Annotated in this window: 27 protein-coding genes; 8 read left to right on the top strand and 19 right to left on the bottom strand. The window is 29.1% G+C overall.

Annotation, left to right across the window (positions count from 1 at the left end):
* Position 1: 1 nt before the first annotated feature.
* The 15 genes from pelG to XO10_RS09010 all read right to left on the bottom strand — a co-directional run bounded on the left by pelG (position 2) and on the right by XO10_RS09010 (position 12,331).
* On the bottom strand, positions 2-1,414 hold the full coding sequence (gene pelG / locus XO10_RS09080) for an exopolysaccharide Pel transporter PelG (RefSeq protein ID WP_014297277.1): 1,413 nt from the start codon (positions 1,412-1,414) through the stop codon (positions 2-4).
* On the bottom strand, positions 1,414-2,820 hold the full coding sequence (gene pelF, locus XO10_RS09075; protein WP_014297276.1) for a GT4 family glycosyltransferase PelF: 1,407 nt from the start codon (positions 2,818-2,820) through the stop codon (positions 1,414-1,416). Before pelF ends, pelG begins: the two co-directional genes overlap by 1 nt.
* Positions 2,821-2,834: 14 nt before the next feature.
* Complete coding sequence (locus XO10_RS09070) at positions 2,835-3,338, bottom strand: hypothetical protein (RefSeq protein WP_014297275.1); 504 nt, start codon at positions 3,336-3,338, stop codon at positions 2,835-2,837.
* 6 nt (positions 3,339-3,344) lie between these two features.
* Entirely contained in the window at positions 3,345-4,283 is a 939-nt protein-coding gene (locus XO10_RS09065) for a hypothetical protein (RefSeq protein ID WP_014297274.1), read from the bottom strand.
* A complete protein-coding gene (locus XO10_RS09060; RefSeq protein WP_014297273.1) occupies positions 4,280-5,494 on the bottom strand; it encodes a hypothetical protein in 1,215 nt (404 codons plus the stop codon). Before XO10_RS09060 ends, XO10_RS09065 begins: the two co-directional genes overlap by 4 nt.
* A 2-nt stretch (positions 5,495-5,496) precedes the next feature.
* On the bottom strand, positions 5,497-6,168 hold the full coding sequence (locus XO10_RS09055) for a flagellar brake protein (RefSeq protein WP_014297272.1): 672 nt from the start codon (positions 6,166-6,168) through the stop codon (positions 5,497-5,499).
* Positions 6,169-6,337: 169 nt separating this feature from the next.
* Complete coding sequence (rpmB, locus tag XO10_RS09050) at positions 6,338-6,532, bottom strand: 50S ribosomal protein L28 (protein WP_014297271.1); 195 nt, start codon at positions 6,530-6,532, stop codon at positions 6,338-6,340.
* Positions 6,533-6,638: 106 nt separating this feature from the next.
* Positions 6,639-8,138, bottom strand: a complete 1,500-nt coding sequence (lysS, locus tag XO10_RS09045) for a lysine--tRNA ligase (RefSeq protein WP_014297270.1) — start codon at positions 8,136-8,138, stop codon at positions 6,639-6,641.
* Position 8,139: 1 nt separating this feature from the next.
* On the bottom strand, positions 8,140-8,640 hold the full coding sequence (gene greA, locus XO10_RS09040) for a transcription elongation factor GreA (RefSeq protein ID WP_014297269.1): 501 nt from the start codon (positions 8,638-8,640) through the stop codon (positions 8,140-8,142).
* Between the two features lie 16 nt (positions 8,641-8,656).
* Positions 8,657-9,121, bottom strand: a complete 465-nt coding sequence (gene nrdR, locus XO10_RS09035; RefSeq protein ID WP_014297268.1) for a transcriptional regulator NrdR — start codon at positions 9,119-9,121, stop codon at positions 8,657-8,659.
* Positions 9,118-10,011, bottom strand: a complete 894-nt coding sequence (gene whiA / locus XO10_RS09030; protein WP_014297267.1) for a DNA-binding protein WhiA — start codon at positions 10,009-10,011, stop codon at positions 9,118-9,120. The genes nrdR and whiA overlap by 4 nt, the downstream gene beginning before the upstream one ends.
* 32 nt (positions 10,012-10,043) lie before the next feature.
* The gene (gene rapZ / locus XO10_RS09025) at positions 10,044-10,913 is read right to left on the bottom strand and encodes an RNase adapter RapZ (RefSeq protein ID WP_014297266.1); all 870 of its coding nucleotides are present in this window, start codon (positions 10,911-10,913) and stop codon (positions 10,044-10,046) included.
* On the bottom strand, positions 10,910-11,689 hold the full coding sequence (murI, locus tag XO10_RS09020) for a glutamate racemase (protein ID WP_014297265.1): 780 nt from the start codon (positions 11,687-11,689) through the stop codon (positions 10,910-10,912). The genes rapZ and murI overlap by 4 nt, the downstream gene beginning before the upstream one ends.
* Positions 11,690-11,702: 13 nt before the next feature.
* On the bottom strand, positions 11,703-11,972 hold the full coding sequence (locus XO10_RS09015) for a hypothetical protein (RefSeq protein ID WP_014297264.1): 270 nt from the start codon (positions 11,970-11,972) through the stop codon (positions 11,703-11,705).
* 20 nt (positions 11,973-11,992) lie between these two features.
* Complete coding sequence (locus XO10_RS09010) at positions 11,993-12,331, bottom strand: hypothetical protein (RefSeq protein WP_014297263.1); 339 nt, start codon at positions 12,329-12,331, stop codon at positions 11,993-11,995.
* 146 nt (positions 12,332-12,477) lie between these two features.
* Between XO10_RS09010 and yajC the strand changes: the two genes are divergently transcribed.
* From yajC to secF, 3 genes are read left to right on the top strand one after another with little or no spacing between them, the layout of a single operon-like run.
* Positions 12,478-12,861, top strand: a complete 384-nt coding sequence (yajC, locus tag XO10_RS09005) for a preprotein translocase subunit YajC (protein WP_014297262.1) — start codon at positions 12,478-12,480, stop codon at positions 12,859-12,861.
* Positions 12,862-12,879: 18 nt separating this feature from the next.
* A complete protein-coding gene (gene secD, locus XO10_RS09000) occupies positions 12,880-14,289 on the top strand; it encodes a protein translocase subunit SecD (protein ID WP_075780731.1) in 1,410 nt (469 codons plus the stop codon).
* Positions 14,289-15,197 (top strand): protein translocase subunit SecF, encoded by a 909-nt coding sequence (gene secF / locus XO10_RS08995; protein ID WP_014297260.1) that lies wholly within the window; start codon positions 14,289-14,291, stop codon positions 15,195-15,197. The genes secD and secF overlap by 1 nt, the downstream gene beginning before the upstream one ends.
* Before the next feature lie 105 nt (positions 15,198-15,302).
* Here secF and XO10_RS08990 read toward each other — a convergent pair whose 3' ends face one another.
* Together XO10_RS08990 and XO10_RS08985 are read right to left on the bottom strand one after the other, a co-directional pair.
* A complete protein-coding gene (locus XO10_RS08990; protein ID WP_175421416.1) occupies positions 15,303-16,502 on the bottom strand; it encodes a flagellin in 1,200 nt (399 codons plus the stop codon).
* 128 nt (positions 16,503-16,630) lie between these two features.
* On the bottom strand, positions 16,631-17,827 hold the full coding sequence (locus XO10_RS08985; protein WP_175421415.1) for a flagellin: 1,197 nt from the start codon (positions 17,825-17,827) through the stop codon (positions 16,631-16,633).
* A gap of 252 nt (positions 17,828-18,079) precedes the next feature.
* Between XO10_RS08985 and XO10_RS08980 the strand changes: the two genes are divergently transcribed.
* Positions 18,080-18,853 (top strand): carboxylesterase, encoded by a 774-nt coding sequence (locus XO10_RS08980; protein ID WP_175418510.1) that lies wholly within the window; start codon positions 18,080-18,082, stop codon positions 18,851-18,853.
* Positions 18,854-18,868: 15 nt separating this feature from the next.
* On the opposite strand, the gene XO10_RS08975 is transcribed toward XO10_RS08980, so the two are convergent.
* The gene (locus tag XO10_RS08975; protein ID WP_175421414.1) at positions 18,869-19,744 is read right to left on the bottom strand and encodes a hypothetical protein; all 876 of its coding nucleotides are present in this window, start codon (positions 19,742-19,744) and stop codon (positions 18,869-18,871) included.
* A gap of 13 nt (positions 19,745-19,757) precedes the next feature.
* Complete coding sequence (locus XO10_RS08970) at positions 19,758-21,173, bottom strand: Rne/Rng family ribonuclease (RefSeq protein ID WP_175421413.1); 1,416 nt, start codon at positions 21,171-21,173, stop codon at positions 19,758-19,760.
* A gap of 140 nt (positions 21,174-21,313) precedes the next feature.
* Between XO10_RS08970 and XO10_RS08965 the strand changes: the two genes are divergently transcribed.
* The 4 genes from XO10_RS08965 to XO10_RS08950 all read left to right on the top strand — a co-directional run bounded on the left by XO10_RS08965 (position 21,314) and on the right by XO10_RS08950 (position 24,387).
* A complete protein-coding gene (locus XO10_RS08965) occupies positions 21,314-22,195 on the top strand; it encodes a hypothetical protein (RefSeq protein WP_014297254.1) in 882 nt (293 codons plus the stop codon).
* A 91-nt stretch (positions 22,196-22,286) separates the two neighbouring features.
* Positions 22,287-22,946, top strand: a complete 660-nt coding sequence (fsa, locus tag XO10_RS08960) for a fructose-6-phosphate aldolase (protein ID WP_014297253.1) — start codon at positions 22,287-22,289, stop codon at positions 22,944-22,946.
* Between the two features lie 23 nt (positions 22,947-22,969).
* The gene (locus tag XO10_RS08955) at positions 22,970-23,557 is read left to right on the top strand and encodes a hypothetical protein (RefSeq protein WP_075780728.1); all 588 of its coding nucleotides are present in this window, start codon (positions 22,970-22,972) and stop codon (positions 23,555-23,557) included.
* Positions 23,558-23,559: 2 nt separating this feature from the next.
* The gene (locus XO10_RS08950) at positions 23,560-24,387 is read left to right on the top strand and encodes a hypothetical protein (protein ID WP_175421412.1); all 828 of its coding nucleotides are present in this window, start codon (positions 23,560-23,562) and stop codon (positions 24,385-24,387) included.
* The last annotated feature ends 280 nt before the right edge of the window (positions 24,388-24,667 follow it).

The following is a 24,667-nucleotide window of genomic DNA, read 5'->3' as shown; positions in this document are numbered from 1 at the left end:
ATTATTCCTCCATTAAATGTTTTATATCTTTAAAATGCATATAAAAACCATCTTCAACTCCTATTTCCTGTCTAAAATATTCTATTCTTATTATATCATCAACTTTTTTTATTAATATTTTATATCCTATAAAAGTTCCAAGAGTAAAAGCTATAGAATATCCTGCTCCAAGAGAATAATATCCAATTTTATCAACAAATATAAAACTTAATATTATATTTGAAAATAGAGTAAATAGATTTAATTTCAGGGCATCATCTCTAAAATCAAAATATAATAATAATAGCATTATCATTAAATAAAAAGAATTCATCATTGCACCTATGAATCCAAGCCTTAAAATAGGTTTGGATATTTCACTTACAAATGGTAATAAGTTTAATTCATTAAACATTAATAGAATGGATGTAATTACAACCTGAACTTTTATTGTAAGGGATATGTTCAATTTTAATTCCTTAAACATTTCTTTTTTTCTTAATTCTATTTCTGAATAATTATAACCATTTATCAACGAATCATAGAATAATTTGTATTTTTTATAAAATCTTGTCTCTAAAATTAAAATAAACATAGTAGCAGTTGGAATTATCGTTAAATATGCAAGAAACATAGGATAATCATATATATATGAAAAATGAAATCCTTTTAATGGTTCTTCACCATAAATAGGAGATGTCCATGTAATAAAATCATCTGCCCATAATGCCAGATAATATGTAACTCCAATAAATATATTCTGCCAGTATTTTCTTAAATCATGTATCCATTCAACAGAAATTTCTATATTTGTTCCAAAATGAAATATAATAATTAAATAATGAATAAAACTACCTATATTAACACCAAACGCAAATCCCATTAAATACCCTATTTGATTATTTTCATCTCCAAGAATTTTAGATAATATAATAGATGAAAATCCCATAACTATATATGCAAGAATATACCAGTTTACAGCATCTGTTGAAATAGAAGCTATGGAAATTATCCATAATATTAATAAAGAAATAGTTAAATAAGAGAAAGAAAAAATAAACCACCATTCATGAGGATTAATAAGAAAAAATATAGCCAATAATATTATCGTAAAAAGAGATGCATAAAGGATAATTCCAAATACTTCAGGCAATATTTTTTTATATTCTTTTAAATATATTAAATCCGATAATCTTCGTGATTCAAACATAACAACAAGACCGGATATTATTATGGAAAACACAAAAGAATATACTATTCCTATATTAAAGTACATGCTGTTAATATTCATTATATTGAGTATTATCCATAAAGATGTTGTTGTGATTATCCATGGTCCGGAAGATACCACAACGGAATAGGCTATTGCAAGTAAATCTGTTGATACTCCTCCTTTATGAAACATCTTTGTAAGTCTAAAACCTACACCAGCCATTATTTCACCGCCGATATGTATAATTTTTTATAGTTCTTTATCATTTGATCAAGTCTATATCGTCTTTTAACCCGTTCTCTTGCAATTTTTGAAGCATTTAATCTAAACTCATCATCTTCATATAGTTTCATAATTCCTTCAGCTAATCCTACAAAATCCTTAGGTTTTACAACAACTCCTGCATCACCTATTATATCTTCTTTAGATCCATATATCATTTCTGAACATGCACCAACATCTGTTGTAACAACTGGAATTCCAGCTGCAAATGCCTCTAAAATTACAAGCGGCTGTCCTTCACTAACGCTTGATAATAATAATACATTTAATTTAGGATAATAATCAAGAACATTTACTTTACCTGTAAACTCTATAGTATCTTCCAATTTAAACAATCTAATCATCTGTTTACATTCTTCATAGTATTCTTTCTCTTCATCTGTTGGACCTATTATATACAATTTAAAATTTTTTATTTTTTCCTTGACCATTTTGGCTGCTTTTATCGCCGTTTTTATATCTTTTATTTCAACTACTCTCCCAACAAGTCCTACAATAAACGGATCTTTTTCTTCTCTATATTTTAATTTTGAAAATCTATCGTAATCTATGCCATTTGGGATTACCTGCATTTTGGATTCATCTTCACATAATTCCTTTTCAAACATTTGATTTTTGCTAAATAATGTTGTTATCTGTTTTGATCCTTTATATACCAGAGAACTAATAGTATTAAATAATTTTATCCATGCTGTTCTATATTCATCCTTTATCCAATTTGCCTTTAATACTTCTAATTGCCTTTCCCTGTGATATATACCATGTTCTGTCAAAATCACAGGAATATTGTATTTCAAACCATTCATAATTGCACTAATTCCAGCATAACCAGTAGTAATTGTATGATAAACATCGCATTTTGGAAGATCTACTGTCATGGAGTTTAAAAAAGGAAGCAACATTGATTGCAATGTCCAGTAATAATTTGTAAAGTTTTCATATGGAATATATGATTTATAGAAGTTTAGCATTGTTTCCCAATAATATTTTGTCTTTAAGATAGAAGTAAAATCATAATCGGAATAATCCTTAAACAAATTATACAATTTCTGAGCCATAACCCTTTCGTCAAAGGGATAAATAATAATCTTTCCCAATTTATTTAAAAAATCATCAGGAATTTTTTTCTTTTTGGAAAAATCATATTTGGCAAATAAAAAGTATTCAAAATAGTCTACAACATTTTCTGGAAATTTATATTTTGGATATCGTAATTTAGGAACATCCCCAATTTGTATTACACAAAAATCAACGTCTTTCATTGATTTCATTAAAGTATTTCCCCAGCTGGATACCCCACCTGTAACATATGGATATGTTCCTTCAAATATTATTCCTACTTTCATATTTTCCCCTCAATTCAATGTTCTGTTAATACTTCGAGAATTTTAGAAAATTTTATTTTTTCAAATTCATTTGATTTTTCTATTATGTAATTCATTAACCTTTCATCCTTTGTTAAAAGATACAGAGAAACCTTTTCATTAAAGGATAAATCATCTATATACTCATAATTTTTTGAATCTTCCAATAATTGTTTTATATGGCTCAAAAGATATTTTATTTTTAGATCATGTGCATATTCAAGAGTTTTATTATCCTCAAGGTTTTTTGATATCAATATAAGCTGATTAATATAAGTTAATACATTTTCATCATTTAAAGATATATGTTTTAATTTTGATAATAATTCAAGTTGTTTTATATACACACTTCTTTTATTCCACGGAAAATCATTTATTTGCCTGGAACTTAAAGATGTATTGGCATTTTTATTTATTATTATTACAAGAAATATCAATCCCAGAACTACTGCAAATAAAAGATTATATGCGCTAAATATCTTTTTAAGATTTTCTTTCATTTTAATTTATCCTCCCAATAAGAATTTTAATGCTTCACTTTCAGGTTTAAAACCCAATAATATATAATCAGACACCAATCTTTGAACATTCTTTGGCTTTTTTCGTTTTATATAATAAAATATAGCATATTCCATTATTTTTTGTGCTTTGAAGTTTTTTATTTTATCTTCAAGTACCTCTTCCAGTTCATTATATTCCTCTAATAATTCCAGCGTTTTTAAAAGATATAATATTAGTTCCGGACTTTCTGGAAACACATGAACTGCTGTTCTGAGTATTAAAGCACTTTGCCATAAGATTTCCTGTTTATGTTCTCCTGCTAAAAATCCAGATTTTGCATAGTAATATGAAAATTTACCAAAATTTATATAATCCTCCAGCGTATTTAAATTTTCATAATAATATGATATCTTCTCAATAAGAAAATTCTCAAGATTTGTAATTGCATCAGATGCATATAACACTACATCAGGATGTTCATCTATTTTTATTGCTTCATTTAATAAATGAATCCCTGTAGAAAAATCTATAGCTTCATTTTTTATTGCATCATACACCAATCTTACAACAAATTTTCTTTGTTCAGGATCACCGTATTTTAAAACTATCATAAACGGTGCAAGATCCACCGAAGAAAAATTTACCCTTTCGTTTTCCTCTTCTTTTTTTTCTGATATTTCAACTGGTTTATATCTGGATTCTATTTTAATATTCTGCAAATATTGAATAAAAGGAAAAAACGGAAAGAAAAGAACAAAAAAAGGAAGTTTTTTAAAAATATCAGAATATCTTTTTTTATATGAATACGAAATAATTATTGCTAAAAGAAAATATATGGCTATAAATAAATAGCCATATTTGTTATTTTTTATTATAAAAATTAACCCTAAAGTTCCAGATAATATAGAAAGGATAAGTATTATAATTTCTTTTCGCATTTTCATTCTTTTGAATAAGCCTCCAAAACCTTTATGCTTTTTATTTTTTCAATATTTTCGAGAACTCTTTTTAATCCTGTTTTACCACATGATGTTAAAATAATAGCGCCTTTTTTATCTTCTGGATCATAAAAAACAAAGTCTGTATCTCTAATTATCTTTCTATATTTTTCTATTTCAACATTTTGAGTAACTGTAAAATAAATTATAGAATAAGGAATTTCAAAACGTTTTCTCCTCTCTTCTATGTATTTAAGGGTAATTTCAAACTCCTCATATGGTTTTATAAACATTTCCTCATCTGATTCTGCCAATTCTTTAGATGCCATTAACAACGTGCTAAGCCAGTCTGATAATATCTTTAAATATGTTTCTGTATTTTTATTAACCTTTTCTGGATCAATAAGTTCAATAATAACAAAACCGAGAATATTCTTTCCAGCTGAAATAGATACAGCCATTGCCGGTTCAAACTCAAAGTTATACTCCATTTCTGTAAGATAAAGAACATTTACATTTGCAGCACCAAATTCTTTTGCCATTGAGATAACGACAGATTTTTCAATATCAAATGAATTTGGAAGATACTGTGGCCCTTTTCTAACTCTCATTCTTAAAAAATTATTTTTACTTAACGTGTAAATTGAAACTGTCGTAGCTTCAATAAAATCAAAGATAAGGTCTATGGATTCGTTAAATATATCTTCTGCACTTTCATAATCTATTTCCTTTAATCTTTCAACTAATAGTGAAACTCCCTTTCTTTCAAGAACAAGCTTTTTCTCAAGATCTACAGTAACGTTTTTATATTTTCTAATTTCATTTTCAAGATCTTTTACCTTTTCATTTAAAACCTTTATTCTTTCATCTCTATTTTCAATTTCCTGTATATACATATCTCTAAAAAAACCTATTATAAAACTCAATGAAAATGTAAAAAGCGGTATTTTTAAAATTTGCCAGCTAACTATAAGCCCCGTAAAATTTTCCTTTGCCTGAATATATAATGAAAAAAAGAGATATGCTGTACTTAAAAAACCTGAAACCAGCGCAAGGTTAATACCATATCTTATAGCTATAAACAAAGAAAAAATAAAATACGGATTTGGATCAATAAACGCATATCCAAAATATTTTCCATATATGTCAACGATTAATATTAATGTATATATAATAAATAATTCTATATAACCATAATAACCTTTCTTCTTCGCCATTATTATTCCCCCACAGCACCATGTCTTGCTTTTATCGAATATAAATTAGCAAATCTTACTATTTTCTTCTCCAGTTTATAATTAACATTTAAAAATTTCATTCCATATATATTTTCTTTATATAAATTCTGCCCTAAACTTCTAACAACCATCGTTTCAATATCCTCTAGTATTAAATCATCTGTTATTGTCAGGTTTTTTAATATATATCTTTTATCTTTTTCCAGCGTACTTTTTGTTATAATTTGCATTCCACCAGCACTAAAATCCCTTGTCTCAAATCTAATTTTTTTATTATTTTCTTCATCAAGTAATATCCCCTCTCTTATTATGGAAACTCTAAAAAACATTCTTTTTTGAATTCTATACGCAATACGTGGAAGATAGATAATAATACCTTCCATACTATTTTTTAAAATATGAGATTTAAATACAACACTCGCTGAAAAATCATAAAATCTAATTATTATTTTTTCCCTGCTATATGTTTCTATCTTTCGATTTTTATGATAAGGTGGAAGTATTACTGCGATCCTTTTCTGAAAACTCATATCAAGTATTCTGCTATTTGCTACAATATGTTGTTCGGGAAATTCAACATCTATTAAATCCCCAGGATACAGTAATTTTCTTAGATTAACTTTTTCGATAAATACATTTTCGTTGTAAGTCATTCTATCCCGCCTTTTTGTAATTATATCATTTTAATGTTAATCATAGTTCTCCAATTATACATACTAATATATTTTTCTATTTAAATCATACTCTATCCTTTTATTAATCGTAGATTTTAATCTATATATTTAATAAAAAAATGCCCCAAAAGGGGCATTATTATTTTTGTTATATTGCTCTTTTTACTTTACCAGCCTTTAAACAGCTTGTACATACATTCATTCTCTTAATTGTTCCATCTTCTAAAACAACTTTAACCTTTTGAATATTTGGTTTCCACCATCTTCTTGTGGTTACCTTTGAATGAGCAACATAGTTTCCAGCTGTTGGTCTTTTTCCACACACTTCACATACTCTTGCCATTTTCATCAGCCTCCTGTTTATGTTATTTTATTTTATTATTTTTTGAAAATTATACCGTATATATTATATACAAAAAGATGAAATTAATATTTAAATAAAGTTAATTTTATTCGTCGGATTCCATTAATTTTTCTTCATCTTCAAATTTCATTGGTCTAACAATTGGATACGGGATAACATCCCTGATTGTTTCAGCACCTGTTAAGAACATAATAAATCTGTCTATACCTATTCCCAATCCACCTGTTGGAGGTAATCCATATTCAAGCGCTCTAATGAAATCAAGATCCATCATTTGTGCTTCTTCATCACCTTTTTCCTTCATTTCAACCTGTTTTTTAAATCTCTGAAGCTGATCAACCGGATCATTTAATTCACTAAATGCATTTGCAAGTTCTCTTCCATATATTATTAATTCAAATCTTTCTGTAACCCTTGGATCTTCCCTATGTCTTTTTGCAAGAGGTGAAATTTCAACAGGATGTTCTAAAACAAATGTTGGTTGTACAATTTTATCCTCTACCAATGACCATAATTCATCTATATAATGTGCTTTATCTTCAAATTCCACTTCCACACCATGATCCTTTAATACCTGAGACAACTTTTCATCTGGATCTTCTAAGATATCAACACCAAGATGTTCTTTTATAAAATCTCTCATTTTTACTCTTTTAAACGGAGGTTTAAAATCAATCTCTACACCATCATATACAATCTTTGTTGTTCCGTGGATTTTTTCAACAACATATGATAATACTTCTTCTGTTATTCTCATCATATCTGTATAATCAGCATAAGCCTGATACAATTCCATCATTGTAAACTCAGGATTATGCTTATATGAAACACCTTCATTTCTAAAATTCTTACCAATTTCAAAAATCTTTTCCATTCCACCAACTACTAATCTCTTTAAATATAATTCTGGTGCAATTCTTAAATACATATCAACATCATAAACATTTAAATGTGTTACAAATGGTCTTGCATTTGCACCACCAAGTATTGGATGTAATGTAGGTGTTTCAACTTCTGTAAACCCTTTCGAATATAAGAATTCCCTGATATACCTAATTGCTTTAAATCTTGTAACAAAAGTTTTTAAACTTTCATCATTTGCTATCATATCTACATATCTCTGTCTATATCTAACTTCTCTATCCTTTAAACCATGCCATTTTTCCGGTAATGGTCTTAATGCTTTTGATAAAATTTCAAAATCAAGAACAAGTATTGTTAACTCACCTGTATGAGTTTTAAATGGGAATCCTTCTACTCCAACCCAATCTCCAATATCCATATATTTCTTAAATTCATTGAATTTTTCTTCTCCAACTTTATCTTTTCTAATATACGCCTGAATTCTTCCTGTATCGTCTTTTAAAACCAAAAATGCTGATTTACCGTGTTTTCTAATTGACATTACTCTTCCGGCAAATTTAAAAACTTCCTCTTCTTTTAATTCACCAGATTCAATATTTCCATACTTTTCTTTAATTTCTTCAACTTTCATTTCTTTATCGAATCTGTAAGGGTAAGGATTCTTCCCTTCTTTTCTAATTTCTTCAATTAATTCTAATCTCTGTTTTCTTACGTCGCTCAAATCAAGCACCTCCATATTTCAATATAGCAATAATTTCAAGTTCCTTTATCTTATTAGATGGAGTTTTGAACTTTACCTTATCTCCTATCCTCTTTTTCAACAATGCCTTACCTAATGGTGAATCTGAACTGATCTTTTTTGGTTCTGAAAAAATGTCTGCTTCCTGAGAATTAACTATTTTATATGTTTCTTCTATATTCTTTGATAAATCTCTAACTATAACAGTATTCCCAAGATTTATCTCTTCAGTGTTACTTTCTGACTCATCAATTATTTCAGCATTTTCAAGTATATAATCAATTTCTTTAATTCTTGAATCTATTTTACCCTGTTCATTCTTTGCTTCTTCATATTCACTATTTTCTGAAAGGTCTCCCAATTCCCTTGCTTCTTTAATTCTTTCTGCAATTTCTGTCATCAATTTATTTTTCAACTCTTCTTTTTCTTTAACAAGACTTTCATAACCTTCTCTGGTTAATTGTATTTTTTCTCCTGGAACCATATTTGAACCTCCTTAATTAATTATTTTCTTCTTTTTTTCTTAAATCATTGATTATTTTAACGAAATGATCTAAATCTCCAAATTCCTTATATACCGATGCAAATCTTACATATGCAACATGATCCAATTCTTTTAACCTTTTCATCACAAGATCTCCTATTTTAGCGCTTTCTATCTCAGAAGTTCCCATCTTTCTAATTTCTTCTTCTATCTGACCTGCAACATTTTCCAATTGTTCATAACTTATTGAACGTTTATGACATGCTTTGATTAATCCATCTAAAATTTTCTGTCTATCAAACAATTCTCTTTCTCCATTTTTCTTTATAACAAAAACCTTATGCATTTCATATCGTTCATATGTGGTAAATCTACTATTACATTTTAAACATTCTCTACGCCTTCTTGTAACAGTTCCATCTGCAATTGTTCTGGAATCAAGCACTCTTGTTTCATCATGTCCACAGTAAGGGCATTTCATTCTATTTCACCCCTTTTTATTTTCGAAGCAATTTTTGATATTTTCTTCATTTTATAATAAAGCGTAGATTTTGAAATGTTCAAACTTTCTGCCATTTCACTTAAACTTTCGCTTTCATTATCCAATCTATAAAGAGCTATTTCTCTTAAATCATCAGGAAGATTTTCCAGCCCCATCTTTTCAGCTATTATTTCTATATCTTCAATCTGTTTAGAAGCGCTTTCTGCTGTTTTTGTCGCATTTGCTGAAATAAAGTTAAAGGTTCGCGAGACATTGCTTTTTAATTCGCGAACTTTTATTGTATTTGATATCTTTTCCACTGATTTGTGGGCTCCAAGTAATTCAAGTGTATTCAATATATCCTTAGACGATTTCACGTATATCTTTATTTTATTATTTTTTGTTATATAATTGGCTTTGATTCCAATAAGATTTTGTAAATTTTCTATTATAATTTGCGCAAACTCCTCAGAAAAATCTGAATAAAACTCAAGATGATAATTTTTTGTAATGGAAACCGAACCACAACTTAAAAATAATCCCTTTAAAAATATACCAAAAATATATGGATCATCTGATATATATTCAGGCACTTTATCCGAAAATAAATCTATCCCCTTTTCTTCAAAAATCATTTTAGCATGCATCAAATTAAAAATCAATTCCCCCATTCGTCCAATATGTAAGCGTTTTTCATTCTTTATATAAGTTGTTATCCATTCACCAAATATTTCTTTGGAAATTTTATATAATCTTTTTAAAGTATTCATTGAAGAAATTGATATTTTTAAATATCTGTTATTTTCCTCAATAACAAAACTTCCTTTTCCTTTTATAAATCCATATAATTCAACTTCAGGATATTCTATTTTCGACATTATCAATTCCATTTTTACCTCTTCAGAAAAAACAGACATTTTTATCACCTATTAATATCTCTATGTTCAATAGAAGCTTTTACACCTTTTTTAATTAATGCTGAGTATAATCTTTCTGCAATATATACAGAACGATGTTTTCCACCTGTACATGCTATTCCAACATTAATTGAAACACGTCCAGTTGAAGAATACCATTCCTGAACCTTTGAAATAAAATCAAATATTTTTTCAAAAGTTTCATTGGTTTCTGGGAAATGTTCCAGAAACTCCTGTATTTCCTTATCCTTCCCGGTTAAAACATACAATTCTTTTATATAATACGGATTCGATAAAAATCTAACATCAAATAAATAATCCAGATCATTTGGAACTCCATATTTAAAACCAAAACTTATTATCTTTACAGCTGTGGAATATTTCTGTTTCTTTTGCTCTATTAATTCAAGAACCTTTTCTCTAAAATCTTTGGGTTCAAGATTGGTAGTATCTATAATAATATCAGAAATTTCCTTTATTGGTGTCATTAATTCAATTTCTTTTTCTATTGCTTTTTCAAGTGATGGTTGTAAATCCTGCAAAGGATGCTTCCTTCTTGATTTTTTAAATCTTATTTTTATTGTTTCAGGTGATGAATCAAGAAAAATTACCCTGAAATCTATATTTTTATTTTTTTTCTTTTGAAGCTTTAATACTGCTTTTTTCAATTCATCAGGTGCATTCCAGCGAATATCACTAACAAAAGCTATATTTTCTATATCGGTACTTCCCAAAATCATGTTCATAAATTCTTCAATTAGATGTGGTGGAACATTATCAACTGTATAGAATTTTATATCTTCAAGTATCTTTAAAATAGTTGTTTTGCCTGCCCCGGACAAACCGGTAATCAACAATACATTTCTCTGTTTCATATTTTCACCCCCATCTCCCCAAAGACTTTATGAATATATGAAATTTTATAATTGTTTTTTCCCAATATCCTTTCAACGTTATATTTAAATTTATTAATGTATCCTGAAACATAAAAAGTAATTTGCGGTATATCATTAAAATACGGAATATCATTTCTTACATAATCAACTATATAATCAGCTGGGTCAATTATTTCTCCTATTACTGCTTTTTTTATGTGTTTTTCCAATATTGGATAATGGGTACATCCTAACAAAATTTTACTAAATTTTTTTTGATTTTTCAAATAAAAATTTACTATAGACTCTGCTATGGGTCCATGCCAGATCCCTTCTTCTATTAATGGTACAAATAAAGGACATGGAATCTCTTTAAGCTTTTTTACATCTTTTGACAATATTAATTCTCTATATGTTCCCGTATTAATAGTATTTTCAGTTGCCAGCAATAAAACTTCATCATTTTTTTTAATTGACCTTACTGCATTTTTTAATATGCTAATATACTTAAAATTATATTTATTCATATTCATATATCCACGAGTGATTAAAGAATCCGATGTATTACATGCAGCAATAACAATATCCAGGTTGTTTGAATCGTAGAATTCAAACAACTCCTCTAATACAGATATTATTTTATTTACAGGTTTTGAACCATAAGGAACATTTAATGTATCTCCAAAATAAAAATACTGGTGGCCTCCAAAATTCCCGACCACCTTTTTTAATACGGTTAATCCGCCTATTCCAGAATCAAAAAAACCTATTTTCATTGTTTACACCCCATTATTCCTTTTTGCGGGAGACATCAGAGGCTTTGGAAATTAATTTTTTTAATCCTTTCTTTAATTCTATCTTTTCAAGATGCTCATTTAATAGCAGGTAAAGCAATATGTGCACAGGCTCCATATTGCTTGCTTGACTGTATATATTTTCAACATCTTTTTTTATATTATCAAGAATTTCATTTACAATTTCTTCCGGTTCATCAGTAAGAAATTCATATGTTTGTCCAAGGAAATCAAAATGTATTTTTTTCAGCCTCTTATCTCCCACAAATGTCACCGCCTAAAATTTTACCATTTCTGTTCTTCATATCCCTGATTTTCGTGAGATTCTGCAGAAGGATTTTCAACAGTTTCTTCAACAACCTCATTTACAACCTCTTCCACTTCATCACCAATAATTTCCTTTAACTTATAATTAATTTCCTGAATATACTTTTCTGTTTCTTCTTCTTTTCTTTTTAATTCTTCAAGTTGTGATTTCAATTCATCTCTTTCTCTTGATAATTTTTCATATTCAGCATATAATTCATCATTTTCCTTTTTTAAGGCTTCTTTTTCTTCTTTTACCTTTTTATATTTTTCTGCGAGATTTTCAATAACCTTTTCTAATTCTTTTAAAAGTTCCATAATAATCAACCCCCTTAATTTTTTCGTCATTAAATTTTTCTATATTTTTTTAAGAAATCCTGGTAGAATTATACCACAAAAATTTTCAGAAATCATAATTCTGTGTTATAATATTGTAGAAAAAATATATCGGAGGTGAAGTTTTCATGAATTTTAATAGCATAAAAGAAATTTTATTATTTGGTCCACCAGAAGCAGCTGCGGCTCCACAAACCGCAACAACAGCGCAAACAGGAAGTATTTGGGGGTTACTATTCCCATTATTACTTATGTTTGGTTTAATGTATTTCTTAATTATAATGCCACAGAAAAAACAGGAAAAGAAACACAAAGAAATGATCTCAAAGTTAAAAAAGGATGATAAAATCCTTACACAATCAGGTATCATTGGTAAAATTGTAAACATAAACAACGATTTCATAAGAATTAGAACTGCAGATAGAACAGAACTTGATATTACAAAAAATTCTGTAGTAGCAGTTTTATCAAAATCCAACAAAGAAGATAATAAAGAAAACAGCAAAAAATAGTCAAGGGGGTAGATTTTCTTGAAAGCACACAAAGTTAGAGTAACCGTTTCAGTACTTGTTTTTGTAGCAGCTTTATTGATGTTTTTCTGGCCAACAGGCACTAACAACAACGAAGAAGGTATTTTAAAGTATTTTTCAAATATCAAGCTCGGGCTTGATATTAAAGGCGGAAGTATGCTTGAATATGATATGAAGCTGGATGAAGGAACAGATCCTAACGAAATTATTGACAACGTTATCCTCGTATTAAGAAAAAGATTGGATGCAGCTGGATATACAGAAGCAGTTGTTTCAAAAGTTGTTAGTGGAAACAAAATAAGGGTTAGGGTGGAAATCCCCGGTATTACAGACATAGAAACAGCAGAAAAATTAATTGGTAGTAGAGGTAAATTATATTTTGCCGAAGTTATTGATGTTCAAACCTCAGATGCAAAACCTGAAATTAGAAGAAATAGATATGTAACCATAAATGGAAAAGATGAACCTTTATATGATTATGTAAGAGATATGTATGATGAAACAACATGGTATAAAGTACAGAAGATATTTACATTTGGTAAAGAACCATTTGAATTTACAGGAACAGATGTTGTTGATGCAAATGCAGATATCAACACAAGAGAAAAAGGTTTTCTTGTTAACTTAAAATTCAGTTCACAGGGAAGCAAAAAATTCGAATTAATTACAGGTAATCTCGTAGGAAAAAGATTGGCTATTATTCTTGATAACAGAGTTATAATTGCTCCAGTTGTTAACCAGAAAATAACAAGCAGTTCTGCTGTTATTGAAGGAATTCAGACTATTGACGAAGCAAGAAATGTTGCTGCTTTAATTAAAGCTGGAAATCTTCCTGTAGATCTTGTTAAATTCCAGGAAAGAACAACTGGACCAACATTGGGTAAAGATGTTGTTGAAACAATAGTAAAAGCAGGTTTATTAGGACTTGCAGTTGTTATGGTTTATATGATTGTATTCTATGGTTGGATGGGTGTAGTTGCAGATATTGCTTTAATATTCAACTCTGTATTATTACTCGGTGTTTTAGCCGGAACACACGCAATTCTTACATTACCTGGTCTTGCTGGTATTATCTTAACTTTTGGTACAACAGTTGATGGTAATGTTATTATTTATGAAAGAATTAAAGAAGAATTAAGACACGGAAGACCTCCTCTAACAGCCGTTAGATTTGGTTTTGATAAGGCTTTCTGGACATTATTTGATGCTAACTTAACCACAGTATTAGCCGGCGTTGTATTATACTACTTTGCAACTGGTACAGTAAGAGGATTTGCTATTACTTTAATTATTGGTGTTCTTGGTAGTATGTTTACAAACCTCGTTGTATCAAGGTCTATTCTTGAAACAACAAGTCATCTAATCAACGTGAAGAAGTACCAGAAAACGGCTGTAAAGGAGGGAAACTAATGATTGATTTCGTTGGAAAAAGAAAACTATTTATAACACTCTCTCTATTATTAATATTGGCAAGTTTAATTTTTGTATTTACAAAAGGTTTTAATCTCGGTGTTGATTTTGCCGGTGGAACAGAATTTGTTATTTCAGCTGACAAAGAATTAAAAATAGATGAAATAAGAAATGTATTAACAGATATAAATTCTAACTATGCAACAGCAAAGATAGTAAAACTCAAAAACCTAAATGTTGAAAATGCAAGTTTATTTCAATATTCAATTGTTTTAAAAGAATCATTATCAGGTTCCACAGCATTAAAGGAAAACTTAATAAAAACAATGAAAAATTCATTTAAAGAAAAAGGCATAACAATAGATTTTCTTGAATTCAACGATGTTTCAGGTTATGCTGCAGAAGAAATTAAGTCATATGCATGGTATGCTGTTATTATTTCTTTAGTATTGTTATTGGCTTACATCACATTAAGATTTAAATTCTCATTTGGTGTAGGTGCTATTATTGCTCTTGCACATGATATAATAATTACTCTTGGTTTTTATTCATTATTCGGCATTGAAATTAATGTAGCAGCCATTGCAGCATTCTTAACACTTGCAGGTTATTCATTAAACGATACTATTGTTGTATATGATAAAATCAGAGAAAATATGAAGAAATTAAGAGGTAAAAAAGATATAGAAGAAATAGTTAATATTAGTATAAACGAAGTTATTGTTAGATCATTAAATACATCTATTACAACATTCCTTGTTGTATTGCCAATTCTTCTCTGGGGCGGAAAGGCAATTGCTCCATTTGCATTTGGTCTTGCAATAGGTGTTATAGTTGGTACATATTCATCACTTTACATTGCAAGTCCTATTGTTATTAACTGGATCAAAAAATCAAAGGTATATTGATATTTATTACAAAAACCCTCCTATTGGAGGGTTTTTTTATTTTTATTATATAAAGAAAAAGGGCGAATCCCTTCGCCCTTTTATTCCGCCTGGAATAAAGATTTATTATCTCAATAATTGTAAAGCCTGTTGTGGTAATTGATTTGCCTGTGATAACATTGCTGTTCCACTCTGCAACAAGATCTGCTGTCTTGTATAATCTGCCATTACCTTTGCAACATCTGCGTCTCTGATACGTGATTCTGCTGCTGTTAAGTTTTCTGATGCTACTCCTAAGTTCTTAATTGTATGTTCAAGTCTGTTTTGAGCTGCACCAAGTTTTGATCTAAATGCTGATACTTTATATACTGCAGCATCTATAGCACTTATTGCAAATTCTGCATCACTTTGTGAATCTATTTTTACTTGCGATGTAATTCCTATATCATCTGCTTTCATACTTTCAAATCCAAGGTTTATTACCTGTCCTTCATTTGCTCCTATATGGAAATTCAATGGTTCTACTCCTGTTGCTCCCGCTGTTACCTGACCATATGCTACAACAACCGCTCCATCTACTTTTGTTCCACTTGCCAAAGTTCCTCCATAATCTTTTATCTTCGCTATTTGTGTTTTATTCCATGTAATAGTAACAGTTCCTCCGCCAGATACAGTAACTTGAATACTTCCAGCACCTACAGTTACTATCGAACTTCCTACAGTTGTTATTCCATTAGAATCTATTCTTTTCACAATAACATCTAGCTGAGAATTAGCTCCTCCAGTAAATTGACCTACTTCTATAACAAAATTAGCATCATTTGTCATACTTGCAGAATATGCTCCCACTGCAAAATGTCCAGAACCTGGGGAAACAATTTTTACTTCAGCATTTCTTGTTTCTCTTAATGATCCATCTAATAAATTCTTTGTGTTGAACTGTGTTGTTTTTGCTATTCTATTGATTTCGTCTCTTAATTCTGTAAATTCATTCTGTAGCTGTACCCTATCTGCATCTGTGTTTGTATCTGTTGATGCCTGTACTGCTAGTTCTCTCATTCTCTTAAGAATTGAATGGACTTCATCTAATCCACCTTCTGCTGTTTGAATCATTGAAATGGCATCCTGTGCATTTCTTACTGCTGTGTCTAAACCCTTTATCTGGTTTCTCATCTTTTCAGAGATTGCCAATCCTGCTGCATCATCTGCTGCTCTGTTGATTCTTAAACCAGATGATAGCTTTTCCAATGATTTTCCCATGTTTGTCTTTACATTACTCAATGTTCTCCAGGCGTTTAAAGCCTCAATGTTGTGATAAATTCTCATAATTCCACCTCCGTGTGAAATGTTTTGATTTGGGAATCCTCCCTAAATTATTAATCGACGGTAATATATAAAACTTTAGTCTATGCAGAAAATCGGGCGAAAGATTCCGCCCGAAATTATATTATTTATTATCTCAATAATTGTAAAGCCTGTTGTGGTAATTGATTTGCCTGTGATAACATTGCTGTTCCACTCTGCAACAAGATCTGCTGCCTTGTGTACTCTGCCATTACCTTTGCAACATCTGCGTCTCTGATACGTGATTCTGCTGCTGTTAAGTTTTCTGATGCTACTCCTAAGTTCTTAATTGTATGTTCAAGTCTGTTTTGAGCTGCACCAAGTTTTGCCCTGAATGCTGATACTTTATATATTGAAGCATCTATAGCACTTATTGCAAATTCTGCATCTTTTTGTGAATCAATCTTTATTTGAGTTGTAATTCCTATATCATCTGCTTTCATACTTTCAAATCCAAGGTTTATTACCTGTCCTTCATTTGCTCCTATATGATAATTTAATGGATTTACACCATTCATCCCTGCTGTTACCTGTCCATATACTGCAACTGCTCCTCCATCTACCTTTGTTCCTGTTGCTAATGTTCCACCATAATCCTTTATTTTAGCTATTTGATCCGTATCCCATTTTATACTTATCTGAGCACTTCCACCTGCTACCGTCACAGCTGCTGAACCAGCAGTAACTGTTTGTGTAGTAACCATTGTTTTACCGTTTGCATCTACTCTCCAAATTCTCACTTCTAATTCAGAATCTGCTGCTCCAGTAAATTGTCCAACTTCCATTACAAAATTAGCATCTGCTGTAATTCCGGATGAATATGTCCCTACTGAAAAATGTGCTGAACCTGGATTTACTATCTTTACATCTGCATTTCTTGTTCCTCTTAATGATCCATCTAATAAATTCTTTGTGTTGAACTGTGTTGTTTTTGCTATTCTATTGATTTCGTCTCTTAATTCTGTAAATTCATTCTGTAGCTGTACCCTATCTGCATCTGTGTTTGTATCTGTTGATGCCTGTACTGCTAGTTCTCTCATTCTCTTAAGAATTGAATGAACTTCGTCCAATCCACCTTCTGCTGTTTGAATCATTGAAATGGCATCCTGTGCGTTTCTAATTGCTGTATCTAAACCCTTTATCTGGTTTCTCATCTTTTCAGAGATTGCCAATCCTGCTGCATCATCTGCTGCTCTGTTGATTCTTAAACCAGATGATAGCTTTTCCAATGATTTTCCCATTTCTGTTTTTACATTACTCATAGTCCTCCATGTGTTTAATGCCTCTACGTTATGATAAATTCTCATAATTCCACCTCCGTGTGAAATTTATTTAATTTTTTATTTTCATCTCAATTTGTGTTCACAATATATTTCGTCGGAAATTTTTTTTACTTTAGTTTTTCTTTAAAAAATTTTTTAATTAAGTCTAAAAACTGATATTTTCGTTGTTTTATATGTCTTCATATTATATTTCGTCATTTTTTCTGGGGACTTTAATAAATTTTATAAAATATTCTGTGATATAATAAAATCAGATAATCAAAGGAGAGTGATATTATGTTTTTTGATAATATTCCAGAAAATTCCCATATACTTTATGAAAATTCTCAACCTTTGTTTTTAGAAGGTGGAAAAACTGCTGTTTTAATTATACACGGATATACTGGCACTCCACATGAAATGTATTATCTTGCTCATAGACTAAATGAGGAAGGATTTACTGTATATGTACCAAGATTACCAGGCCACGGAACAAATTTTGAAGATTTTTTAAGTACTTCATGGAAAGACTGGTTAAGAAGGGTTACTGATGCATATATCGAATTGAATTCAAAGTATGAAAAGGTTTACATCACCGGACTTTCTATGGGAGGAGTATTAACATTAATACTTGCATCTAAATTTAATCCTGAAAAGATTGTACTTGCAGCACCTGCCATAGAAGCGAGCGATTGGAGATTAAAATTTACCCCCGTATTAAAATTCTTTACAAAAAAAATAAAAAGAAAAAAGGTTGAGCATTTTGAAGAAGAAGGATTAAATAAAATTGCTAAAGAATATTGGAGCTATGATTGTCCTCCAAAAGCTGCTGATTTATATTTCTTACAAAAAATGGCAAAGCGTAGGCTTATGAGTGTAAAAAGCGATACATTAATTATTGTTTCAAAAAAGGATAAAGCTGTACCAATGAGTGTAGCCAGTACTATAAAAAATAAAATCTCTTCAAAAGTCATAGAAACAGTGGTATTAGAAGAAAGTCCTCATGTTGTTACTAATGATATTGAAAAGGAAAAGGTTGCTGATGAAATTATAAAGTTCTTCAAAAAATAAAAAGATGGAAATGGTTCAACCATTTCCATCTTTTCTTTTATAAAATTCTTCATATAATAAGTTTCTTGATATTTGTTTTCCTTTATTTTCAACAGCATATGAATAGGCTATATTTCCAAGAAGTAGTGAATCTTTTAAATTTTTCCCATCTAACAATGAATTAATAATTATACTTTTAAATGCAGATTTTGCTTCAAAAATATACTCTTTTTTTTCAGAAAAAGGTATTATTTCTTCTTTTATGTCATCAAATTCAAAAACAATATTTCCATTTTTCATAAATGTTATTTTATATAGATATTTTACATTTTTCAATTCCAGTTCTTCATTTATAAAGATGAAATCTCCAAATATTTCAGAATTTTCAGGGAAATTTATTGTTTCTTCAAAATCCAAAAAGATAAATTTGCCCAATAATTTTAGATTCCTTATTAATTTTGTATTCCAGTTGCTTAAAATAATATATACGCTTTTTACTTCATTTATTATTTCTGAAAGATTGTTTAATATAAATGTATAGTCAATATTTTCTATGTTTCTATAATCTTTATAGACTTTATTGAACCCATCACCATATAGCTTTAAAATTCTTCTGGTTCCATATGGCTGTCTTGACCAGAAAAATAATATCTCCTTTTTTTCAAAATAGCTATTTATTAATTCATTAAATTCATCATTGCCAATATAATCAAATAATACAGGACTTATTCCTATTTTTCTTAAATGAGTGGCTATTCTCGTTCCTATTCCATCAACAGCTAATTCAATATGTGGAAGCGTTAAATCAGATTTTATAACTATCTCCACACCCCCAACAATTAAAACATCTGCCTTTCTTTTCATTTCATATACAGAAAACATCTGTTCCTGTATCTGGTAATGGATTCTCATATACATCCCTCTTTTACTTTCTATATCTTATATTATATGAATTAGGATCGGGCCAATTGAAATCAAGATCTAATTTTACATCAAATTTTTCTTCTATTTCTTTTTTCTTCTCTTTGGTGAAATAACCTGAAAGATTATGATATACACTTGTATATACTTCTTTAATATTATGCCCTCTCTTTAAGTCCTCCAAAGATTCTTCTAACTCTTTTATAACCCTTCTAAAAACAATCCTTGGCGATGCTATTTTTCCTGTCCCCTGACAAATTGGACATTGTGTAAATAACAAAGCATCAATTGAAGGAGTTGTTCTTTTTCTTGATAATTCCAATAACCCTAATTTTGTAAATCCAGAAATTGATATTTTCGCTTTATCTTTTTTTGATTCTTCTCTAAAAAGATTTATTATTTCTTCTTTATGTTTTGCATCTTTCATATCTATAAAATCTATTAATATAATTCCCGCTATATTTCTCAGCCTTAATTGTCTTGCAATTTCAACAGTTGCTTCTAAATTTGTTTTGTATGAAGTGTCTTCAACATTTTCTCCAAGCACATTACCTGCAGAATCTATATCAAAAACAGTAAGCGCCTCTGTTTTATCTATTGTTATAACCCCTCCACCTGGAAGTTCTATTTTCCTTGCAAACATATCGTCCATCTGTTCATATACATTAGTCCATGAAAATGCATCTATATCGACTTTTCTTATTTTCACATTTTCATTTATTTCCTTTATCTCTTTATTAAATCTCTTAAAAAGCTCTTTATCATCTGTTATAATCTCATTTACCGAATGATCAAATCGTTCCCTTAATATATAATCAACAAAATTTTCGTCTTCATATAAAAGTGCCGGTTTATTTGAATTTTTAGCTTTTTCCTTTATATTCTCCCAGATTTCCTTTAATTGAAAAAATTCTTCTTTTAAACTTTCAAAATCAACATTTTCGCTGTTCGTTCTAAAGATTATACCTTCTTCTTCGTTTTCTATTAACATTTCCCCAATTTCCCTCAGTCTATCTTTTTCGGATAATGACATAATTTTTTTTGAAATTCCTATGCTATTTTCGCCAAATGGCATATATACCATATACTTTCCGGGAATATTAATATGCATGGTAAGCTGTGGCCCTTTTCTGACATCGCCATCTTTTTTTACCTGCACAATTATAAATGATCCTCTTCTTAATGTATCAGGATCTATAGTTGTATCTTTAAATCGCAGAAAACCGTTTTTTTTCGCTCCAATATTTACAAAAAAGGATTCAAGAGCCGGAACAACATTTTCTATTCTTCCGTAAAATATTTTTCCTGTTAATTTTCCAACTTCCAGATCTTCAAAAAAGATTTCCATTAATTTTTCATCTTCAAGTAGTGCTACGCGCATTTCGTCTGAATGATTGCTAAATACAAGAGTCTTTTTCATCTGTATCACCTACTCAATATTTTTCCTTATTATTATAACATCAAATTTCGTATTTTTAAAATTAAAAGTATTAAAAAAATCCGCCGATATATAATTCGGGAAAATATTATTTAATTATATCTTTCAAGGAGGAGGATATTATGAGGAAAGGATTTCTGTTTGTTGTTCTGATTTTATTAGGAACTATGGTATTTCCAGAAACATATTATGTTATTGGAAATACTGTTTTTAGAGGCTCTTTACTGGATTCATCAAATCAATATGAAGTTACCGTTGTATCGCCAGAAAATGATTTAACAGGTTTTTCTGATAAAAGAATCATAGTTATCGATGATAATGTAAAAGAGCTGTTAAATCAATATTATCTTGTAAATGGAAACGATATGGCAAAACAAGCTGTAAAAAAAGGAGATATAACTGTAAATGGAAATATTGTTCCAGAATCTGCAAATATGAATTTAAAAACCATTTATCATGAATTTAAATTCTTCATGCCAAAAGATTATTCATTATGGAAAATTGGCGGAAGAAGAGAAGATGAAAATAAAAATGAATTATCTTCTTTAAATAACACGGTATGGTATAGAATCCATAAAAATGGTTTTTCTGAAAATAATTTATATAAAGATTTTGAGTTACCTTATTGCGAAGATACACATGTAGAATTTTATGCAGAAATTGCAGGATTGGTCACAAAAGGAAAAAATCTTGATCAAAAAGCTTATAGCGTTGCAGGGATTATTTTTGCATTTTTAGATGAAAACAAAAATACTCTTGATAAAATTGCTTTTGTGTGGAGTTCTTCAGATTATCCGTTTAAAGAATACTTATGGATTAACCCAATGCCTTTAAAAAATTCTACTGATTTTAGAGTAAAATTTAATGTTAATGATCTTGCATATAAAAAACAGATTAAATATTTAAGAGTTATTTTCTGGACTTTTGGAAGCTCTCATTCTAAAACATTAAACGCCGATTTATGGATTAGAAATATAAGATTAGTTGTTGCAAAAGAAAAATAATTTTAATACTATAAAATATAAGGGTTCGCATTTGCGAACCCTTATATTTGTGATATAATAAATATATACAAACTATTGCGGAGGTGGCAATATGAAGATTTTTCTGGATACTGCAAATATTGAACAGATTAAAATAGCAAAGGATTGGGGCATTATTGATGGAGTAACCACAAATCCAACACTTGTTGCAAAAGAAGGAAATATTGATTTCGAAACAAGAGTAAAGGAAATTTGCGATGTTGTTCAGGGACCGGTAAGTGCTGAGGTTGTATCAATGGACTATGAAAATATGGTAAAAGAAGCAAGGGAATTAGCTAAAATAAGTGAACATGTTGTTATAAAAATTCCCATGACAAAAGATGGAATAAAAGCTGTAAAAACTCTCTCTTCCGAAGGAATAAAGACAAATGTTACTCTTGTCTTTAGTCCTTTACAGGCTCTATTAGCCGCAAAAGCCGGTGCTACATATGTAAGTCCGTTTATAGGTAGAGTTGATGATATTGGAAACCAGGGACTTGAATTAATAGAAGAAATTTTACAGATTTTCTATAATTATGGCTTTGAAACTGAAGTTATTGCCGCAAGTGTAAGACACCCATATCATGTTGTTGAAGTTGCAAAGATGGGATGCGATGTTGCTACAATACCATTTAGTGTTTTAGAAAAACTTTTTATGCATCCATTAACAGATAGAGGTATAGAAAGATTTTCAAAAGACTGGGAAGAATATTTAAAATTAAAAAACAAATAATAAAATAGTATGAGGAATGATAAATGGAAGAACTTTTATTAAAAATTTCAAATACATCTATAGAATTTCCTGATATAGAATTAAATACAGGAGAAAGGTTAGGGATTTTGACAAAAAATCCCTCTTTTCTCTTTGAAAAATTATTTAAGATAATTATTTCTCCAAAAAAATATACCGAAGAATATCTTTTAGAAGGAATAGATGCTGAAAATCTTTCTTTTTTTAGCCATAGAATTTTTCATATTATTTCAAAAGAATTATGGAACACAACAGATTTTATAAAAATATTAAAAAATAAAACAAAATTCAGAAAGATTATAGTTTTAATATTAGATGAAACAGATGTGGAAATCGAGCAATTAATCGTCTTAAAAAACTTCTTTGAAGAAAAAAATAATCTAAGTGTAATAGTTATTACAGATTCTAAATTAGCAATAGAAGCAATATGTAATAAAGCTATTGATGAATCTGGAACTTCTTTGGAATTTAATGAAAAGCTGTTATTTGAAGATATAATTTCCGGCGAAATCTTTGAAAATTTTGAAGAAATAAATAATAATTTTGCTCTGGGCATTTTAAAGAAAAGAAGCATTTCTGAGGGGCGAATATAAATATGTATTTAAAAAAAGAATGGGTTACTTTTATAATTATGCTATTATCTTTTACTGGAATCATGCTACTGTCGAATATGATATTTGATCACATATTCCAAAAAGAACCATATTTGTATTATGGTTCTTTGCCTATTGAAAGTAAAAATTTAAAATATACAAAAACATTTCCCAAAAAAGCAAAGGCAGTTTTAAGCCTGGAAGATAATATTATGAAAATATATATTCCCAAAAATACCAGATATTTTGATAATATTTTTAAGGATATAAAGGTTTTTTTATACGATGCATCGTTGAAGAAAAATACAATTGTAAAACCATATTTTATAGATTCTCCATTATTAAAACCACCAGATATATATAATCGATATATTAAAATACTGGGAATAATAATATTTGTGTTTATTTCATTGAGTGGATACATATTTTCCTTTTTCAACAAAAATAATCTAAGATTATTGTTATTACATTATTATCCAGAAATTCTAAAAAGGTTTCTTATATTTATCGCTATTACTTTTAGTTACATTGGAATACTTTTTATACTCAGAAATGACTTAAATCTCTTTCTATTATATATTGTGATGGCATTTGTAGCAATATTATTAACCACAATTTCTAACAAATCTTTCTTAAATTTAATTATCTATGTAGCTGTGTATAATAGCCTATATTTCTTTGAATTTTATAATCCAAACATTAAAGCTTTGACAGCAATTTTAATTGTTGCTCTTGTTATAAATATATCTCTAAACTATTTTCAAATAATAAAAACAAATAATAAGCCAAACAACAAACTTAATAAGGGGGATGCAAATGGGATATTATGATCAACTATTCAAGGAAATATTTCGAAAAAAGAAAAAGAGAAATTCGGTGAATACATAAACGGAATAATAAAAGTATTGGTAAAACGAGAAAAGATAATAGACACGGATATAGAATTTGAGGAAATTAAGGAGGTGAATTATATGTTTGAAAATTTAAGAACATTATATTCATTTGCAGAAAAAGCAAGAAGAGAAGGTTTAATATCCCTTGAAGCAGATCTTGAAGGCCTTGATAACGAATTTATGAAAGAAGGTTTAAGGGCTGCAGTTGATGGTACTG

The organism is Marinitoga sp. 1135, from assembly GCF_013363245.1.
Lineage (GTDB): Bacteria > Thermotogota > Thermotogae > Petrotogales > Petrotogaceae > Marinitoga > Marinitoga piezophila.
This window is presented reverse-complemented; position numbering and strand designations above follow the sequence as displayed.

What these genes read in the sequence shown, in the direction of transcription:
- greA (WP_014297269.1), bottom strand. Translation starts at nt 8,640, where the DNA reads ATGGTTCCAGGAGAAAAAATACAATTAACCAGAGAAGGTTATGAAAGT.
- yajC (WP_014297262.1), top strand. Translation starts at nt 12,478, where the DNA reads ATGAATTTTAATAGCATAAAAGAAATTTTATTATTTGGTCCACCAGAA.
- XO10_RS09055 (WP_014297272.1), bottom strand. Translation starts at nt 6,168, where the DNA reads ATGACTTACAACGAAAATGTATTTATCGAAAAAGTTAATCTAAGAAAA.
- XO10_RS08965 (WP_014297254.1), top strand. Translation starts at nt 21,314, where the DNA reads ATGAGGAAAGGATTTCTGTTTGTTGTTCTGATTTTATTAGGAACTATG.
- XO10_RS08990 (WP_175421416.1), bottom strand. Translation starts at nt 16,502, where the DNA reads ATGAGAATTTATCACAACATTGAGGCTTTAAACGCCTGGAGAACATTG.
- XO10_RS08975 (WP_175421414.1), bottom strand. Translation starts at nt 19,744, where the DNA reads ATGAGAATCCATTACCAGATACAGGAACAGATGTTTTCTGTATATGAA.
- XO10_RS08985 (WP_175421415.1), bottom strand. Translation starts at nt 17,827, where the DNA reads ATGAGAATTTATCATAACGTAGAGGCATTAAACACATGGAGGACTATG.
- pelG (WP_014297277.1), bottom strand. Translation starts at nt 1,414, where the DNA reads ATGGCTGGTGTAGGTTTTAGACTTACAAAGATGTTTCATAAAGGAGGA.
- fsa (WP_014297253.1), top strand. Translation starts at nt 22,287, where the DNA reads ATGAAGATTTTTCTGGATACTGCAAATATTGAACAGATTAAAATAGCA.
- XO10_RS09070 (WP_014297275.1), bottom strand. Translation starts at nt 3,338, where the DNA reads ATGAAAGAAAATCTTAAAAAGATATTTAGCGCATATAATCTTTTATTT.
- XO10_RS08950 (WP_175421412.1), top strand. Translation starts at nt 23,560, where the DNA reads ATGTATTTAAAAAAAGAATGGGTTACTTTTATAATTATGCTATTATCT.
- XO10_RS09060 (WP_014297273.1), bottom strand. Translation starts at nt 5,494, where the DNA reads ATGGCGAAGAAGAAAGGTTATTATGGTTATATAGAATTATTTATTATA.
- XO10_RS08980 (WP_175418510.1), top strand. Translation starts at nt 18,080, where the DNA reads ATGTTTTTTGATAATATTCCAGAAAATTCCCATATACTTTATGAAAAT.
- XO10_RS08955 (WP_075780728.1), top strand. Translation starts at nt 22,970, where the DNA reads ATGGAAGAACTTTTATTAAAAATTTCAAATACATCTATAGAATTTCCT.
- pelF (WP_014297276.1), bottom strand. Translation starts at nt 2,820, where the DNA reads ATGAAAGTAGGAATAATATTTGAAGGAACATATCCATATGTTACAGGT.
- rapZ (WP_014297266.1), bottom strand. Translation starts at nt 10,913, where the DNA reads ATGAAACAGAGAAATGTATTGTTGATTACCGGTTTGTCCGGGGCAGGC.
- nrdR (WP_014297268.1), bottom strand. Translation starts at nt 9,121, where the DNA reads ATGAAATGCCCTTACTGTGGACATGATGAAACAAGAGTGCTTGATTCC.
- murI (WP_014297265.1), bottom strand. Translation starts at nt 11,689, where the DNA reads ATGAAAATAGGTTTTTTTGATTCTGGAATAGGCGGATTAACCGTATTA.
- XO10_RS09010 (WP_014297263.1), bottom strand. Translation starts at nt 12,331, where the DNA reads ATGGAACTTTTAAAAGAATTAGAAAAGGTTATTGAAAATCTCGCAGAA.
- rpmB (WP_014297271.1), bottom strand. Translation starts at nt 6,532, where the DNA reads ATGGCAAGAGTATGTGAAGTGTGTGGAAAAAGACCAACAGCTGGAAAC.
- XO10_RS08970 (WP_175421413.1), bottom strand. Translation starts at nt 21,173, where the DNA reads ATGAAAAAGACTCTTGTATTTAGCAATCATTCAGACGAAATGCGCGTA.
- XO10_RS09065 (WP_014297274.1), bottom strand. Translation starts at nt 4,283, where the DNA reads ATGAAAATGCGAAAAGAAATTATAATACTTATCCTTTCTATATTATCT.
- whiA (WP_014297267.1), bottom strand. Translation starts at nt 10,011, where the DNA reads ATGGAATTGATAATGTCGAAAATAGAATATCCTGAAGTTGAATTATAT.
- secF (WP_014297260.1), top strand. Translation starts at nt 14,289, where the DNA reads ATGATTGATTTCGTTGGAAAAAGAAAACTATTTATAACACTCTCTCTA.